This is a genomic window from Seohaeicola sp. (assembly GCF_048006315.1).
Lineage (GTDB): Bacteria > Pseudomonadota > Alphaproteobacteria > Rhodobacterales > Rhodobacteraceae > Seohaeicola.
Map to the genome: position 1 here is coordinate 641,407 of NZ_CP180350.1, position 16,205 is coordinate 657,611.

The following is a 16,205-nucleotide window of genomic DNA, read 5'->3' on the forward strand; positions in this document are numbered from 1 at the left end:
CTGACTCGAAGCGGCCTAGTCCCTGAAGGCTTGATTGAAATAATCGGCAAACGGCTTGATGAAGTAGCTGAAGGGCGTTCGATTATCCGTGCTGATGTACACCTCCACCGGCATCCCCGGCAAAAGCTCAAGCGCCTTCAACTCGTCCCGCAACGCATCATCAAGCGCCAGCTTGATCTCGTAAAAGACTGTCCCGTTGCTTTGTTCCACGATCGAGCTTGCAGAAATGCCTATCACCCGCGCCTCGAATTCCGGGGAAGGAAAAACATCAATCGACGAGAACCGCGCGACCGCCGTCTGGCCCATGTGCACTTTTTCGATGTCGGAAATGCTCACCCGGCTGATGATCTCCAAAGGTTGATTGGCCGGGACCACCTCGGCAAGTGGCGCACCAGCTGCGACCACTGCCCCAAGGTTGTTGATCTGCGCGTTGAAGATGGTGCCGGCGATAGGGGCGCGAACCTCCAAACGGCTTAGGCGCTCCTGAAAGATGATACGCCTTTGCTGCAGGTTATGGATCTGCGGGTCAATTTCACGCAGCAGGTCAATCGCCGTCTCGCGCCTGGTGATCCCGAGCCGGATGACATCGAATTCAAGCTCCGCCGTCACGGCATGAAGCTCTGCTGACGCGGAGTCAATCCTCGCGGCCTCCCCCCCCATCGAGGCCACTTCGCGTTCCAACAGAAGCGCCCGGTGCGTTTCGACAAGCCCTTTTTCCTGGAGCTGCACCATCGTCTTCATCTCGCGATCCACAACCGCCATGCGGCTGTCCAGCGCGGTCACCTGTGCCCGGTTCGAAACAAGCTGTTCTTGGGTGCGGCGGATCCGCTCCTCGATCTGTGCAACAGCCGCTTCATGCGACTCCAATCGAGCCTGGAAAAGTTTGCGCTCTGACGTCAGGGCGGTGTCGATCCGCGCGTAAAGGTCGTGATCTCGTTCCTCCAGCTCTGGCGGCATGACAACGCGCAAGCCATCTCTTTCGGCGATCAGGCGCGACCGCTTGGCCAACAAGTCGACAAGCTGCTGGGTGAATATGCTGAGTTCTGCGGCAATGAACTCCGCGTCCAGAACATAGACCACTTCCCCTGCCTCTGTCTGACGTCTGTGACCATGATCAAGGCCTGCGGGCTGAACAAACGGCCTCAGAGCGCCCAAAACCTCTCAGGCAGCCTCGCGTTCGGCAGCCATCGCATGCCCTCCCGCCCGCGCCAGCAGAATCCACACGCAGATTGACCGCCGCGCGGCCAGTAAAACCGCGACCGATATGAACCAGATCACCAGAGGTAGGGACTTGCCGCCATCCAGCCCCCCCGTGATCGTCAGCGGAAGGAGGAGCGGACCAAAAATCATGACAAGGATCGCACCGCCATATTCCGCGATCGTCACCAGAAAGCCGCCTTTGTTTTCCAATGCGCGATCCACAGCGGTCTTCCCCTCAAGCGCCGAGGCGGAGATCAGGATCATCTTCCCCTCCTCCACCTTGAAGCGTTCGGTCGCAATGGCCACGATGTGCCCGAAAGCGACCCGCCGGACAGTTGCGTGGGCGCGCCAAAACGTCCAGGCGATCAGCAGCAAGGTCGAGATGATCATCGCACCCGATCCGATCGGAACCGCAGCGATGGCCAGCGCGGCGACCATTGGCGTCACCCAGCCGAAGCCGATGACCCCCAAGGCAGCGCCAGCAGCCCGACGCGAGAGCGTCATGACCAAGGCGACAAGGTGAAAGACGGCCAAGCCGATGACCGTTGTCCACCCGATTGCCGCCGCAACGGGGGCCCTATCGAAGTCGAACAACAATTCCGGCGCATCGAGCGTCGTCAAGGAGGCCAAGTAGTACAGCGGTCCAAGCACTGCATATGCCGCCGAGATTTGCCACGTCGCCTTGGGCACTCCATGGGTTTCCGGTGCGAACCGGATATGAATGCCCCTCAAACCGGAAATCATGGTCGCATATTTCCAATGGCGCTCTGCGTCATTCCATTGATATAGCCGTGAACGCCCTCGACCAGATCTTCGATATAGTCACCCGGGCCGTAAACCTCTTCTTCGATAGTGCGATAGATGCGTGCCAGCTCGTCCGCGAATGTACCGGTGACCCGTACGGCGCTTTGCAGGGCCGCGCCCAGCGTGTCGTGGGCTGCAGTGGCCAGGCGATCGACCAGATCGACCAATCCCGTCCGGTTCACAATCCATGTCAGCGCGGCGCCTGCGACCAACGCCGCCGCAATTCCCGCGGCAACACCCGCCACGGCCGCGCCCACCGTCACGGCTGCGCCGACCGTCAGCGCACCGACCACGACGCCGGCGATGAAGCTGCCGACAGCTGCTGAAATCATCAGCGCGACCCCATCGACGACCAGCATGCTGAACAGCTGGGACCAGTCACCGCGTGAGTCTGGATTGGAATACCATTCGATCACGTCAATCGTGCCCACGATAAAGAACCCGACCACCGGGATGCGGCTTGCCGGCGTGGCGGCGGCGCGGCTGCCCAGCTGACCGCGTGTGCCTGCGGTCACGACAGCCATGCGATTGCGCGTCATCGACACCACCACCCCAGCCATCAGCTGACGTGCCAATCCGGGCTGCATCCGCGCAAGGACCATAAGCCTTCCGGCACCGTCCCGCAGAACGCGCAGTGCACCTGCCCCGCCGTCAAGCATGGCGCGGATGGCGGCGCGACCATTGCGCGAGCGAACGGCGGCCACCACATCAGCAAGCGTGGGTGCGCCATCGGTCCCCGTCGATCGCAGGTCGATGATTTCGCCCGTAGCCTCGAACAGCGCCTGTGTGCCGCTCACCTCGTCCAACACTTCGAGCCCGGCAAGAATTGTAACGGCAGCCCAGAGCAGCACCGTATCAGGGGCCTGATCGACGTCGATTTCACCTTCCGGCGGCGCGGCACTCATCAGGGCCGGCGGGACGGCCAGCAACAGCAGGTCCTGTTCGGTCCCGCCCGAGTTCGTGGAGGCGTCATCCTTCACTTCGCTGATCAAAAGCCCCAGGTCCCGCGGCTGCGTGAAGTTGTAGTCCTGCAACCTTTCGCAAATCGGATAGGACTGCCCTCCCAGGATCAGATCCAGCTGTCCTGTTGTACCGGCAAGATCATTTGGAAGGATCATGCGCTCCCCATGGGGCAAGGGTCCGGTCGATAGCCCGTTCACACGGGCTTCGACCGTGCCGCGAAGTGTACTGGAGTTCGCGCGGAACATGTTTCCCTCCTCGCAGCGCGCCAGAGGGTCATCGCAGTTGATGGCTACCATGATGTCAGTCCTTCCTTACTCTTTAATCACTTAAATATAAATAATTTCAATGCCTTAGCTTTCGCGCCGCATCCAGCAGCATGCGCGACCTGTCCAATTCGTGAAAAGGCGACGAGAACATCCCGGCAAGGCGCGCATCCTCTTCCGCTGGGCCACCAACCATGAGGGATGCCAGGCAATAGCGCTCGACCGATTTGTCCGACAGCAGCCCAAGGCGACGTGATCGTTTCTCCATATCGAGGACCATGGCCTTGCGGTCACTCTCTTCCAGCGCTCCGACCGCCCGGATGCGGCGGCCAAGGCGCAACGCGAGGTCTTCCCGGAAAATGCCCCGCCTCACCTGCTCCATGTCGTGGGCAAGGTAAGGCCAATGGCCTTGCGGCCGCTTTGTCGGCGCCAGTTCACCGACAACATGCAGCGCACGGTTCCGGCGAATGTCGCAAGCAAGGATTTCCAGTCCGGACATGAAGGCTGCCACATGAAGGGACGCATCCGGATGGTGCAGGGGCAGATACCGTCCGATGACCCGTGGGTCCCAGAAGCGGAACAAGCGGCTGTTCCCGGCCTCATCCGTCACGCGCGTGAACCTGCGCAGGTGTCTGCGCAGATCGGCCAATGTCATCCCGGTGCGCACGAATATGCCAGGCTCGCGCGACCACAAACAGCCGGGCGCGTCGCCAGCCATGAAAAGGCTTTGGCAGAACGGTGTATCGGTCTGCAGGGATACCAGCCATGGGGCCACATCTTCCAAACCTGCCTCCTCCTCATAGAGGCAGATGTGCTCCAGGCCTGAGGCTTGCAGTCTCTCTGGCAATCCGAATACGCGGGCCGCGTCCAGCACCGCATAGACGTGTGAGCCGTCACCTGTCAGGAAATCGACAAGCGGTTCAGGGACAACGTTCCGGGATGTCAGGATCGGCGCCGCCGCGTATGGAAAGACGCCCTCGATGACCGTCCAATTCAAACGCCCTTCGCGATTGGGGCGCAACGCCTGACCCGCGGCGCCACTGTCTTCAAACCGGTCGTCCTGCATGCTTTTCCAGACCATACTCTTTACAGGCCATAATCGTATTCCAAGCACAATCTTTCTGGAAGCCACATTATGACCGATGGCAACAGGTCAGGTTTCCGGACGGATCAGACCGACCATGCGCCAAATTTCAAACCGGACCACTCATCGGGGGCAGACCGGGCATCGCCCCTGCTTCCTGATCCCTGCCCATCTTGGGCGCATGACTTCTTGAGATAGATCATGATCGTGCTAAAGTTGATCAATCTATTAAATTACGCGAGGTCTCATGTCTTTTGATCACGCCTCGATTGTACCCGAGAACAGGTCCGAAGAAGGGGCCGGGACACACGAAAACGCAGGGTTACCCTCAGCGGACCCCGTCGCAAACATCATCGCCGGCCTTGCGTTTCTTCTGTCCTGCAGCGCGTCCTTCGCACAGGCGCAGGAGCGCGACCCGATGCTGCTGCATGACGCGGACAGGCTGACCCTTCGCGGTCATCTGCAGTTCGGTCTGAACGCTGTCAGCGAAACCAACCTGTTCTGGGACCTGGCCGCGACCACCGCCCCGGCAAGCGGCTTCGATCCTGACACGCAATGGCTTGAGGGCTATGTCAAACCCGGTATCAGCTTCGCGTATCAACTCGATACGGGTGCGGTGCTTTACGGCAAGCTTTCCGCAGTCGCCTCTCGCACCTGGGGCACGGATGCCTTTGATACCGGGAACACCGGGGCCGCAACCCTTGAAGAGGCCTACCTGGCCCTGCGCGGCACGATGGGCACGGGCCTGTCCTATGATCTGTCGCTTGGCCCGCGCGAGTTGAACCTCGGCACGGGCATGCTGATCGCCAATGGCGCCACAAGCGGCTTCGAGCGTGGCGCGCTGAAATTCGGGCCGCGCAAGGCCTGGGAAATGGCTGTGATCGGGCGTTTGTCTTCGGGGACCGTCACGGCCACGGCATTCTATCTTGATCCGAACGAATTGCCCGCAACGGACGGAAACAACGAACTGGCCGGGTTCGACCTACGCCATGACGACCCGCGCGGCGGCTATCTCGGGGCGACCTATGTGCATGTGCTGAACTCGGACTCGCCCTATCCGCAGGCAGCAGCCGGAGGGTCCGGCCCACCGACCGTGACGCCGGGCGCCCGCGACGGGACGAACACCGTCAACCTTTACGCCAGGACGAACCCGTTTGCCGGCAGGCTCGAGAACTGGACCTTCACGGGCGACGTGGCCTATCAGTGGAATGACCGGATCGACCTCAAGGCATGGGCGGGGCGCGTGACGGCGGGCTACAGCTTCGTCAACCTGCCCTGGTCGCCGAACCTGACGCTGGGCTATCAGACCTTTTCCGGTGACGATCCGAACACGACCACGCTGGAACGGTTCGATCCGCTTTACTACCAGGGCAGCCCCAGTGCTTGGGCCACGGGATCGAAATCCGCCTCGACCTTCATCAATTCGAACGTGAACGCCCTGACGGTCGCGCTGCGGGTGCAACCCACGCGGCAGGACACATGGACCCTGCGCTATGCGCATATCCGCGCGAATGCGTTGAACAGCCCGGTCCAGTTCGGGCAGGCCACAAGGATCGACGTGAATGGAAACGTCGTGGCAGGCGTCACGGACAAGCACCTCGCCGATGACCTGTTCCTCGAATACAGCCGGATCATCAATCGCAATACATTTCTGACTGCCGGTGTCTCGGTCTCCTTTCCGGGGGCCGGGATCGACAACGTGATCGGCCGAAGTGCTGCCCCATGGACAGGAGGTTTCGTCAATGTCGTCTTCAACTTCTAATCTGGCCGCGCTGGTCGCCGGGTGCGCAATTGCCATCGGATCGTCACAGGGCGTGATGGCACAATCCGCGCTGCTGTCGGCGCAGGATTCCGATCCGAACGTGATGGGCTGGATGCAGGGCTTTCCCCCGCCCGCCGACAAGATGATCACGCAACCCGACAGCGTCTATTTCAGCTTTCCCCGGCTGCGCTGGTCCGTGTGCCACCTGCGCGAATTCCTGCCCACCGAGGAAATCAGCCGCGGCATCGGTGCGCCGGTGCCGCTGGCGTATCCGCCAGCCGCCGAATTCGCGGATCTGCGCGCACAGATCGACGCCGTCACCTTCACGCCGCAGAACAGCGACACACCGATGACCTGGGAAGAGTCGCTCTATGCCAATTACACGGACGGGATGCTGATCCTGCACAAGGGGCAGGTCGTCTACGAGCGGTACTTCGGCTGCCTGCAGGAAGACGGCAAGCACGCCATCATGTCGATGACCAAGTCCTTCACCGGCCTTCTGGCCGAGATCATGGTGGTCGAGGGCACGCTGGACGATACGGCCCTTGTCCGCGACATCATTCCCGACATCGGCGACAGCGCGTTTGGCACGGCCACTGTCCGACAGGTCATGGATATGACCACGGGCGTGAAATATTCCGAGGATTATTCCGATCCGAACGCCGATATCTGGCTTTATTCCGCAGCGGCAAGCCCCTTGCCCAAACCCGAGGGATACGATGGGCCGAACGGCTATTGGGAATACCTCCAGCAGGTCAAACCCGAGGGCAATCACGGCGACGCGTTCCATTACAAGACCATCAACTCGGACATGCTGGGCTGGATCATCAGCCGTGTCTCGGGCAAGTCGGTGACGGAACTGGCCTCGGACCGGTTGTGGCGGCGCATGGGTGTCGAGCAGGATGCCTATCAGACGGTCGATGCAAAGGGCGTGCCCTTCGCGGGCGGCGGCATCACCGCGGGGCTGCGCGACCTGGGACGGCTGGGTCAGTTGATGCTGAATGAGGGCCAGATCAATGGCACCCGCCTGTTCCCGGCCGAGGTCGTGAAGAAGATCCGCGCGGGCGGTGACCGGTCCAGGTTCGGAACGGGTTTCCCGACCATCGGCGCGGGCAGCTATACCAGCCAGTGGTGGGTGTTCCACAACGACCACGGGGCCTTTGCCGCGCGCGGCGTGCATGGGCAGACGATCTATGTCGATCCCACCGCCGAGATGGTGCTGGTGCGCCTGTCCTCCTTCCCGCAGGCGCAGAACGGGTTCATCGACCCGACCTCGCTTCCGGCCTACAAGGCGGTGGCCGCATTCCTGATGTCGCGGCAGTGAAGGCTGCAAGGCCGCGCAGGCAAAGGACATCGCCGACATGACAACGCAACACGCGCGGGGCTGGGAACGCATCGACAAGGCCGCCTTTGGCATCATCTACGGCGCGATCATGGTCTTGAGCATCCTGCTGGCGCAGGGCAGCCACCCTGCCCCGCCGCTTGAAACCGCAGTGGTCCTTTTCGGGTCGGTCTTTGCGATCACGCTTGCCAAGGCTTTTGCCGAATTGCTGTCGCATGCCCTTGATATGCGCGAACGGCTGACCCGGCACAGTTGGCGCGCGGCATGGCATCACAGCGCGCCGACGCTGGCGGTCGCCAATCTTCCGACGGCGCTGTTCCTGGCCGCATGGCGCGCATGGATCGGCGCGGATACGGCGCTTGTTCTCTCTCAGATCCTGTGCGTGGCCTTGCTGGCAGCCCTGGGTGCCAGGGTCGGCTGGGTTCTGGACCGTCGCGTGATCCCCGCGATGCTGGGGGCGGTTTTTGCCGGCGGCATCGGATTGCTGCTGTCAATCATCAAGCTTGTCATCCACTGACCCTGCCGCAGTCCCCGCACCCGCCCCCGCACCCGGCTGCAGGCGCCACAGGTTGCTGCCCGAGGCCACAAGGCCAGGGCGCGCATCAGCGGGCATGTCAGCCTCCAGAAGCCGGCGAAGATCGTCGCCAACGGGGCGGCTGTAGATATGATAAAGATGCCCTGTCGGTTCTTCCTGCGGCAGATCGCTCAGATCTATGACCTCGACCCCGGTCAGGCCGGAGACATCGTTTCCGGCCTCGCCCAGCCTGGGGTAGCCGTGAATTTGCGCCGACAACGCCAGCGGCCTGTCAGTGCCCGCGACATAGACGGTCATGCTTTGCGCGATGGGTCTGATGCGGGGCAGCAGGCGCGCGAAAATCCCGAAATCCATGTCCGGCGCCAACAGCACGACATGACCAAGCCGGATCCCAGGCTGGCGATAGGCCACTTCGGCCAGTGCAAGCGCCACACCGCGCGCGCCCATGCTGTGCCCGATCACGTCCACCGCCGCAGGACCAAAGCGACGCTCCAGTTCGATGATCGTGTCGGCCAGGTCAGGCAGGCTCCAGTACAGGTCGGCCTCGTCATGCGTGTAATAGGCCACGGCCCCGTCCGAGGGCCAGCTGAACCACAAGAACCGCCTGGCAAGCCCCGCATTCTGCTGCAAGAGCGTGGCACGGCGGCAGCCCTTGTCGAACCCGATGTAATAGCCATGCACGTAAAGCACGGGACCACGCGGCCCGGCGGTCTGCTCCAATGCGTCCAGCACGGCGTCAACCTCGCGTTCCTGTACGCTTTGCACGCGCAACAACTCCTCCCGCAGGAAGGTCGGGGTCGCATCGGCAAGAGGCGAGAGAACGCCAAGATCGCGTGCCGCCACGCCGCACGTCCCAGCCTTGGGATCGCTGCGTTCACTGCCATAGGCTTCGGCAGGATCCGAGGCACCCGTCCTGTTGCGCAGCGTGACGAACGGAAACTCCAGGCCCTGTATTGCGGTCTGTGCAGGCTGGGCCAAGGAGGGCGCCGCCAAGCCGCAGAGCGCCGCCATCGACACCAGGATCACGCCCGCAAGGCGGGCAAGGACGAAGGTGGCGGCTTTCATCCTCAGGCAGGACACGATGGCGATATCCGATGGCTCAACACCGGTTCGTCTTATGCGTTTTCGCTGCGCTTGTCGCGATCTATCGCATCGGGCGCGCGTTCTGAAAAACCGCATGGGGGTCTGGGCACCCTGGCTGCACCTGCTCAATCAGGTCCTTGGCAGGGCTTGGGGCATGATGACAAGATCGCGGACAAGACCGCAGGGACCGGGGGCCGAGGACAAGATGATCAAGAAAACGCTGGGCATACTGATCGGACCCTTCTCGGTGCCATGCCTGATGCTGGGCCTGCTGTTCTTCGCGGCATCGCTGACACCCTCGCTCATTCCGCGCGGCCCGGCGGTGCAAGGCATCCTGGGCGGGCTGGTCACGGCGATCGGATACCTGATCGGTCAGGTTGTGGCACTGCTGTGGCGGACGGCCGATCTTCCGCGGTTCTCGGGACGGCCCGCGGCCTTCCTGACAGCGGCAATCGCGATCCCGCTTGTGGGGTTCTTCCTGTGGGTCCTCGGCTCCAGCCGGATCTGGCAGAACGACATTCGCCGGAAAATGGGGCTCGAGACAGCGGACGCGCTGCATTTCGCAACCATCCTGCTTCTGGCGCTCGCGACATTCGTCGCGGCCTTCATCATCGGACGCCTTGTCGCCGCGCTGTTTCACCTGGTGCGCGCGCGGCTTCTGCGGATCATGCCGGTGCGGCGCGCGAATGTGCTGGGTTTCGTGACGGTCGTACTGTTTCTTTTCATCGTGACGCGCGACGGTCTTGTCGACCAGACGGTAACGGCTCTGGACGAAAGCTACGAGACCGCGCAGGAGCTGTTCCAGAGCGCGCCGCCCAAGCCCGCGGATCCGCGCATGACCGGCAGCGACGCCTCGCTGATCGACTGGGGCGGCATCGGCAAACCGGGGCGGGATTTCATCACCTCGGGCCCGCGCGCGGCGGATATCGCAGCCTTGACCGGCAGGCCCGCGCGCGACCCGATCCGGGTCTATGTCGGGCGCGCCAATGGCGAAACCCCGCAGGCGCGGGCCGAACTGGCGCTGGCCGAACTGAAGCGGCAGGGCGCGTTTGACCGCGCGATCCTGATCGTGGCCAGCCCGACCGGCACAGGATGGATGGACCCGGGCGCACAGGATCCGGTCGAATACATGCACGGCGGAGACATCGCGACGGTTGCCGCGCAATATTCCTACCTGCAATCGCCACTGGCCCTGATCCTCGAGACAAGCACCGGCCTTGAACAGGCGACAGCCTTGCAGGAAGTCGTGCATGGCTACTGGAAAACCCTGCCCGAGGATGCGCGCCCACGCCTTTACGTCCATGGCCTAAGCCTTGGGGCCTGGTCATCCATGCATGCCACCAACCTGTTCCGGCTGCTGGACGATCCCATCGACGGCGCCTTCTGGGCCGGGCCGCCCTTCCCTTCGGCCTTCTGGAACTATGTGCAGAACCAGCGCAACCCCGGCAGTTCCTGGGTCCTGCCGTCCATCGGGGATGGATCACTGGTGCGCTATGCCTCGCATACGGCCGATGCTTCCGAGGCGGTATCGGACTGGGGGCGGATGCGGATCGTTTTCCTGCAGTATTCCAGCGATCCGGTCGTGTTCTACGATCCGCGCTCCATCTGGCGCGCACCACAGTGGATGCGTGATCCTGCGGCCCCGGACATGTCGGATCACCTGTTCTTCATGCCGGTCGTCACGCAGTTCCAGCTGGCCCTCGACATGGCGCTGTCCTTCGGTGCGCCGGCCGGGCATGGCCATGCCTATTTCGCGCAGGACTACATCAGGCCCTGGGTCGAGGTGACGCAGCCCGCGGAATGGTCCGCCGCCGATACCGCGCGCCTGAAAGCGCATTGCGACACGGGATTTCAGAAAGGTTGCGCGAACGGGACGCAATGACCGTCCCGGATGCGCAGACCGCCCCGGAACAGCGGTGCGGCCCGGCTTACCCCAGGATGCGCGGCAGGCGCAGCCCGTGTTCGCGCGCACAGGCGATGGCATCCTCATAACCTGCGTCGGCATGGCGCCAGACGCCGCTGGCGGGGTCGTTCCACAGCACCCGCTCCAGCCGCCTTGCCGCTTCGGGCGTGCCATCCGCGCAGATCACGACGCCCGCATGCTGGCTGAAGCCCATGCCGACGCCACCGCCGTGGTGGATACTGACCCAGGTCGCCCCGGATGCCGTATTGACCAGCGCGTTCAGCAGCGGCCAGTCCGATACGGCGTCCGAACCGTCGCGCATCGCCTCGGTCTCTCGGTTGGGGCTGGCGACCGACCCGCTGTCCAGATGGTCGCGCCCGATTACCACCGGGGCTTTCAACTCGCCGCTGGCGACCATCTCGTTGAAGGCAAGACCCGCCCGGTGCCGATCGCCAAGGCCGATCCAGCAGATCCGCGCGGGAAGGCCCTGAAATGCGATCCGGTCGCGCGCCATGTCCAGCCAGTTGTGCAGATGGGCGTTGTCGGGAAACAGCTCCTTCATCTTGGCGTCGGTCTTGTAGATATCCTCGGGATCGCCGGACAGGGCCGCCCAGCGGAAGGGACCGATCCCCCTGCAGAACAGCGGGCGGATATAGGCGGGCACGAAACCGGGGAAGGCAAAGGCATTCTCCAGCCCCTCTTCCAGCGCGACCTGGCGGATATTGTTGCCGTAATCCAGCGTGGGCACGCCTGCGTTCCAGAAATCCACCATCGCGGCCACATGGGTCTTCATGCTGGCGCGCGCGGCCTTTTCCACCGCCTTGGGATCGGTTTCGCGTTTCGCCTTCCATTCCGCCAGGGTCCAGCCCTGCGGCAGGTAGCCATTGATGGGATCATGGGCGCTGGTCTGGTCGGTCACGATATCGGGGCGGATGCCGCGCCGGTAAAGCTCGGGGAAAACATCGGCGGCATTGCCCAGAAGGCCCACCGACTTGGCCTCGCCCGCCCTGGTCCAGCGCTCGATCATCGCCAGCGCCTCGTCCAGCGTGTCGGCGCGTTCGTCCACATACCGGGTGCGCAGCCGGAAATCGATGCTGTCGGGGTTGCACTCGACCGCCAGGCAGCAGGCCCCGGCCATGACGGCGGCCAGCGGCTGCGCGCCGCCCATGCCGCCCAGACCGCCGGTCAGGATCCACTTGCCCTTGAGGTCGCCGCCATAATGCTGGCGACCTGCCTCGACAAAGGTCTCATAGGTTCCCTGCACGATCCCCTGTGATCCGATGTAGATCCACGAGCCTGCGGTCATCTGGCCGTACATGGCCAGACCTTTCCTGTCCAATTCGTTGAAGTGGTCCCAGGTTGCCCAATGCGGCACCAGGTTCGAGTTGGCGATCAGCACGCGCGGCGCATCGGCATGGGTCCTGACGATGGCGACGGGCTTGCCCGATTGCACGACCAGTGTCTCGTCCGCCTCAAGGTCCTTGAGGCTGGCCACGATCGTGTCGAAATCTTCCCATGTGCGCGCCGCGCGCCCGATACCGCCATAGACCACCAACTCGTGCGGGTTCTCGGCCACGTCCGGGTGCAGGTTGTTCATCAGCATCCGCAGCGGCGCTTCGGTCAGCCAGCTTTTCGCGTTCAGCGTGGTTCCGGTCGGCGGATAGATGTCACGGGTATTCTTGCGCGGGTCACTCATCAGGGCCTCCAAGCGGACAGTGTTTCGAGGATGGACATCAGATGCGGGCGCAGCCTTGCCGCGTGGTCATCTGCGAACTCCCAGGGCGGGGTTTCATGCATGTAGGTGGACTGGGCCAGTTCCATCTGGATGGCATGCAGCCCTTCACCGGGCCGGCCATAGTGGCGCGTGGTCCAACCGCCCTTGAAGCGGCCGTTCATGACCCATGTATAGCCTTCCGCTGCCGCGCATATGTGCTGCACGGCCGTGGCGATCCGGGCATCGCAGGTGATGCCGTCATTGGTGCCGACGTTGAAATCGGGAAGCGTGCCATCGAACAGGAACGGGATCCGTGACCGGATGGAATGGCAATCGTAAAGGATCGCGAAACCGTGCTGCGCGCGCACCCGGTCAAGTTCGGCTGCCAGCGCCGCGTGATAGGGCGCATGGTAAAGCGCGCGGCGGCGCGCGGTCTCGGCCGCATCCGGTTCCTGCCCCGGCTGGTAAAGCGGATGCCCGTCGAAATCTGTCAGCGGGCAAAGGCCCGTCGTGTTCTGACCGGGATAGAGGCTGACGCCCGAAGGGTCGCGGTTCACGTCGATGACATAGCGATGGACCGTTGTCCTGACGGTGGTGACATCCCCGATCAGCCCGCCATAAAGCCGGTGGATATGCCAGTCCGTATCGGCAATCGCCCGGCCCCTGTCGTTCAGTCGCGCCATGCAATCCACGGGAATGTCGGTTCCGGTATGGGGCAGGCCCAGAACCAGGGGGCCAGCACCGCGCGTGATCTCGACAAGGCTCATGGTGCAACCTCAAGCCCTGCCGCCTGCGCCAGGCTGTCATCGCGGACACAGGCCGCCGCAGCCCTGAGGTCCGGCGCCAGATAGCGATCCTGCTGCAGGGCGGGCACCTGGGCGCGCAGGCAGGCCATGACCGCCTTCAAGGTGCCGGATGTCGCAAGCGGTGCGCGCTGGTCGATGCCTTGCGCGGCGCAGATGGCCTCGATCCCCAGGATCATGGACAGGTTCTCGTTCATCCGCCGCAAGCGGCGCGCGCCATGGGCGGCCATGCTGACGTGATCTTCCTGGTTGGCCGAGGTGGGGGTGCTGTCGGTCGAACAGGGATTGGCCAGATGCTTGTTCTCGCTCAACAGCGCGGCGGTCGTCACCTCGGCGATCATCAGGCCGGAATTCAACCCCGGCTCGGGCGTCAGGAAGGGTGGCAGATCGAAGGACAGGGTCGGGTCCACCATCAGCGCCACGCGGCGCTGCGCGATGGCGCCGATCTCGGCCAGGGCCAGGGCGATCTGGTCGGCGGCAAAGGCCACGGGTTCGGCATGAAAATTGCCACCCGACAGGATCTCGGCGGTCTCGACGATGACAAGGGGATTGTCCGTCACGGCATTCGCCTCGGTTTCCAGGGTGCGCCCGGCAAAGCGCAACAAATCGATGGCCGCCCCCGTCACCTGCGGCTGGCAGCGGATGCAATAGGGATCCTGCACGCGGCTGTCACCGACGCGGTGGCTGTCGCGGATGGCGCTACCGTCCAGCAACGTGGTCATGGCGGCGGCCACTTCGATCTGGCCCGGATGCCCGCGCAGGCGGTGGATTTCGGGATGCAGGGGTGCTGTCGATCCCATGATCGCATCGGTGGACATGGCCGAGGTCACGATGGCCGCGCGCGCCGCGCGCCAGCCCTCGAACAGGCCCGCAAGCGCGCAGGCCGTGGAAAACTGCGTGCCGTTGATCAGGGCCAGCCCTTCCTTGGGGCCAAGAACCACCGGGGTCAGGCCCGCCGCGCGCAGGGCCTCGCCACCCGGCATGACCTGACCGTGCAGCCTGGCCTCGCCCGCGCCGATCATCACGGCCGCCATATGCGCCAAGGGGGCCAGGTCGCCCGAGGCGCCCACCGATCCCTGCACCGGGATCACCGGCAGCACGCCGGTGGCCAGCATCCCCTCGATCAGCGCGCAGATCTCCCAGCGCACGCCAGAAGCGCCGCGCCCCAGCGACAGCAGCTTCAATGCCATCATCAGGCGGACGGTCGCAGGCTCCAGCGCCTCGCCCACCCCGCAGCAATGCGACAGGATCAGGTTGCGCTGCAGGGTCTGGGTGTCGCGCGGCGCGATCCTGACCGAGGCCAGCTTGCCAAAGCCCGTGTTCACGCCATAGACCGGCGCATCCGCCTGCGCGGCAGCCGCGATGATGGCGGCCGAGGCATCGACACCGGCCCGTGCGGCGGGATCAAGCGCGACAGCCCCCTGCCCGCGCCAGATGGTTTCCAACTGCGCCAGGGTGGCGGCGCCTGGAACCAAAATGACAGTCATGCGTGACCTCCGAAAATGCGGTGATGCAGCGGGTTGATCCCGATGCCATAGGACAGCTCGGCCGGATCGGTGACATCCCAGATGGCCAGATCGGCGCGCAAACCCGGCGCAATCCGTCCGCAATCGTGCAGCCCCAGGGCCAGGGCCGCATTGCGTGTCGTGCCCGCCAGCGCCTCGGCCGGGGTCAGGCGGAACAGGGTGCAGGCCATGTTCATCGCCAGAAGAACCGACCCGAGTGGTGACGATCCGGGGTTCCAGTCGGTCGCGACCGCCATCGGCACGCCGCGATCGCGAAAGGCCTGCACGGGAGGCTGGCGGGTTTCATGGATCGTGTAGAAGGCCCCCGGCAGGATCACGGCCACGGTCCCTGACGCGGCAAGGGCCGCCGCATCGTCATCCGTCGCATATTCCAGATGATCCGCAGACAAGGCGTGATAGCGCGCGGCCAGGGCGGTTCCGCCCTGATGGCTGAGCTGTTCCGCATGCAGCTTGACGGGCAAGCCCAGCGCCACGGCGCGGTCGAAGACGCGCGCGATCTGATCCGCGCTGAAGGCGATCCCCTCGCAGAAGCCATCCACCGCATCGACCAGCCCATCGGCATGGGCGGCGATCAGCGCGGGCAGGCAGACGCGGTCGATATAGGCATCGGGATCATGATCCGCAGGCACCGCATGCGCACCCAGAAAGGTCGTGCGCACGCGGATCGGTCGTTCCTGCGCGATCCGGCGCGCAACCCGCAGCATCCGCAGCTCCGTGTCCAGATCCAGACCATAGCCCGACTTGATCTCGACCATGGCGACACCCTGCGCAATCAGCGCATCGACGCGCGGCAGGGCTGCATCCAGCAAATCCGCCTCGGAGGCCGCGCGGGTCGCTGCCACGGTGGACACGATGCCGCCACCGGCACGGGCGATCTCGGCATAGCTGGCGCCGTTCAGACGCATCTCGAATTCGCGGGCGCGGTTGCCGCCATGCACGACATGGGTGTGACAGTCGATCAGCGCAGGCGTGACCAGCCGCCCCTTCTGGTCCCGCTGCGGCAAAGCGGCATGTTCCGCCGGCAGCGCGCCGCGCGGCCCGACCCAGGCGATCAGGCCGTCGCGCACCGCGATGGCCGCATCCGCAATCAGACCATAGCCGCCATCGCCCCCCTGCATGGTGGCCGCGGAGATCCCGACAAGAAGGTAGCTGGGGGGCATCAGGATACCTTGATTTACAACATGCTTGAAATTAATATGTAGATACTTATTTTTGTCAACGGA

The 16,205-nt window shown here is 63.9% G+C and carries 13 protein-coding genes; 4 read left to right on the forward strand and 9 right to left on the reverse strand.

Features of this window, described 5'->3' with window-relative positions:
- Window positions 1–15 precede the first annotated feature (15 nt).
- The 4 genes from ACMUJL_RS03245 to ACMUJL_RS03260 form a co-directional block, all read right to left on the reverse strand.
- Window positions 16–1,080 (reverse strand): HlyD family type I secretion periplasmic adaptor subunit, encoded by a 1,065-nt coding sequence (locus tag ACMUJL_RS03245; protein WP_416914116.1) that lies wholly within the window; start codon window positions 1,078–1,080, stop codon window positions 16–18.
- An 81-nt stretch (window positions 1,081–1,161) separates the two neighbouring features.
- On the reverse strand, window positions 1,162–1,821 hold the full coding sequence (locus tag ACMUJL_RS03250) for a hypothetical protein (protein WP_416914117.1): 660 nt from the start codon (window positions 1,819–1,821) through the stop codon (window positions 1,162–1,164).
- A 119-nt stretch (window positions 1,822–1,940) separates the two neighbouring features.
- Window positions 1,941–3,263: a hypothetical protein gene (locus ACMUJL_RS03255; RefSeq protein WP_416914118.1), complete on the reverse strand. Its 1,323-nt coding sequence runs from the start codon at window positions 3,261–3,263 to the stop codon at window positions 1,941–1,943.
- A gap of 46 nt (window positions 3,264–3,309) precedes the next feature.
- A complete protein-coding gene (locus ACMUJL_RS03260; protein WP_375570478.1) occupies window positions 3,310–4,362 on the reverse strand; it encodes a DUF4123 domain-containing protein in 1,053 nt (350 codons plus the stop codon).
- 199 nt (window positions 4,363–4,561) lie between these two features.
- Between ACMUJL_RS03260 and ACMUJL_RS03265 the strand changes: the two genes are divergently transcribed.
- Genes ACMUJL_RS03265 through ACMUJL_RS03275 form a run of 3 tightly spaced genes read left to right on the forward strand, consistent with a single transcriptional unit; the run spans window position 4,562 to window position 7,935 of the window.
- On the forward strand, window positions 4,562–6,076 hold the full coding sequence (locus tag ACMUJL_RS03265) for an alginate export family protein (RefSeq protein ID WP_416914119.1): 1,515 nt from the start codon (window positions 4,562–4,564) through the stop codon (window positions 6,074–6,076).
- Window positions 6,057–7,400 carry a serine hydrolase domain-containing protein gene (locus ACMUJL_RS03270; protein WP_068293027.1) on the forward strand — a complete coding sequence of 448 codons (1,344 nt, stop codon included), beginning with the start codon at window positions 6,057–6,059 and terminating at the stop codon, window positions 7,398–7,400. The genes ACMUJL_RS03265 and ACMUJL_RS03270 overlap by 20 nt, the downstream gene beginning before the upstream one ends.
- A gap of 37 nt (window positions 7,401–7,437) precedes the next feature.
- Window positions 7,438–7,935, forward strand: coding sequence for a hypothetical protein (locus tag ACMUJL_RS03275; protein WP_375570474.1), 498 nt, complete (start codon window positions 7,438–7,440; stop codon window positions 7,933–7,935).
- On the opposite strand, the gene ACMUJL_RS03280 is transcribed toward ACMUJL_RS03275, so the two are convergent.
- The gene (locus ACMUJL_RS03280; RefSeq protein WP_375570472.1) at window positions 7,909–9,018 is read right to left on the reverse strand and encodes an alpha/beta hydrolase; all 1,110 of its coding nucleotides are present in this window, start codon (window positions 9,016–9,018) and stop codon (window positions 7,909–7,911) included. The two genes, ACMUJL_RS03275 and ACMUJL_RS03280, sit on opposite strands and share 27 nt — an antisense overlap.
- 172 nt (window positions 9,019–9,190) lie before the next feature.
- Here ACMUJL_RS03280 and ACMUJL_RS03285 point away from each other — a divergent pair, with 172 nt between their 5' ends.
- Window positions 9,191–10,918 (forward strand): alpha/beta hydrolase, encoded by a 1,728-nt coding sequence (locus ACMUJL_RS03285; protein ID WP_416914120.1) that lies wholly within the window; start codon window positions 9,191–9,193, stop codon window positions 10,916–10,918.
- 46 nt (window positions 10,919–10,964) lie between these two features.
- Here the strand turns inward: ACMUJL_RS03285 and hutU are convergent, their stop codons facing one another.
- From hutU to hutI, 4 genes are read right to left on the reverse strand one after another with little or no spacing between them, the layout of a single operon-like run.
- On the reverse strand, window positions 10,965–12,635 hold the full coding sequence (gene hutU, locus ACMUJL_RS03290) for a urocanate hydratase (protein ID WP_375570468.1): 1,671 nt from the start codon (window positions 12,633–12,635) through the stop codon (window positions 10,965–10,967).
- Complete coding sequence (gene hutG / locus ACMUJL_RS03295) at window positions 12,635–13,420, reverse strand: N-formylglutamate deformylase (protein WP_375570466.1); 786 nt, start codon at window positions 13,418–13,420, stop codon at window positions 12,635–12,637. The genes hutU and hutG overlap by 1 nt, the downstream gene beginning before the upstream one ends.
- Window positions 13,417–14,943, reverse strand: coding sequence for a histidine ammonia-lyase (hutH, locus tag ACMUJL_RS03300; protein ID WP_375570464.1), 1,527 nt, complete (start codon window positions 14,941–14,943; stop codon window positions 13,417–13,419). Before hutH ends, hutG begins: the two co-directional genes overlap by 4 nt.
- The gene (gene hutI, locus ACMUJL_RS03305; protein ID WP_375570462.1) at window positions 14,940–16,142 is read right to left on the reverse strand and encodes an imidazolonepropionase; all 1,203 of its coding nucleotides are present in this window, start codon (window positions 16,140–16,142) and stop codon (window positions 14,940–14,942) included. Before hutI ends, hutH begins: the two co-directional genes overlap by 4 nt.
- Between the last annotated feature and the right edge of the window lie 63 nt (window positions 16,143–16,205).

Bases quoted from the DNA above. Each gene is read 5' to 3' on its own strand.
- ACMUJL_RS03255 (WP_416914118.1), bottom strand. From the start codon at position 3,263: ATGGTAGCCATCAACTGCGATGACCCTCTGGCGCGCTGCGAGGAGGGA.
- ACMUJL_RS03265 (WP_416914119.1), top strand. From the start codon at position 4,562: ATGTCTTTTGATCACGCCTCGATTGTACCCGAGAACAGGTCCGAAGAA.
- ACMUJL_RS03270 (WP_068293027.1), top strand. From the start codon at position 6,057: ATGTCGTCTTCAACTTCTAATCTGGCCGCGCTGGTCGCCGGGTGCGCA.
- ACMUJL_RS03275 (WP_375570474.1), top strand. From the start codon at position 7,438: ATGACAACGCAACACGCGCGGGGCTGGGAACGCATCGACAAGGCCGCC.
- ACMUJL_RS03280 (WP_375570472.1), bottom strand. From the start codon at position 9,018: ATGAAAGCCGCCACCTTCGTCCTTGCCCGCCTTGCGGGCGTGATCCTG.
- ACMUJL_RS03285 (WP_416914120.1), top strand. From the start codon at position 9,191: ATGATGACAAGATCGCGGACAAGACCGCAGGGACCGGGGGCCGAGGAC.
- hutU (WP_375570468.1), bottom strand. From the start codon at position 12,635: ATGAGTGACCCGCGCAAGAATACCCGTGACATCTATCCGCCGACCGGA.
- hutG (WP_375570466.1), bottom strand. From the start codon at position 13,420: ATGAGCCTTGTCGAGATCACGCGCGGTGCTGGCCCCCTGGTTCTGGGC.
- hutH (WP_375570464.1), bottom strand. From the start codon at position 14,943: ATGACTGTCATTTTGGTTCCAGGCGCCGCCACCCTGGCGCAGTTGGAA.
- hutI (WP_375570462.1), bottom strand. From the start codon at position 16,142: ATGCCCCCCAGCTACCTTCTTGTCGGGATCTCCGCGGCCACCATGCAG.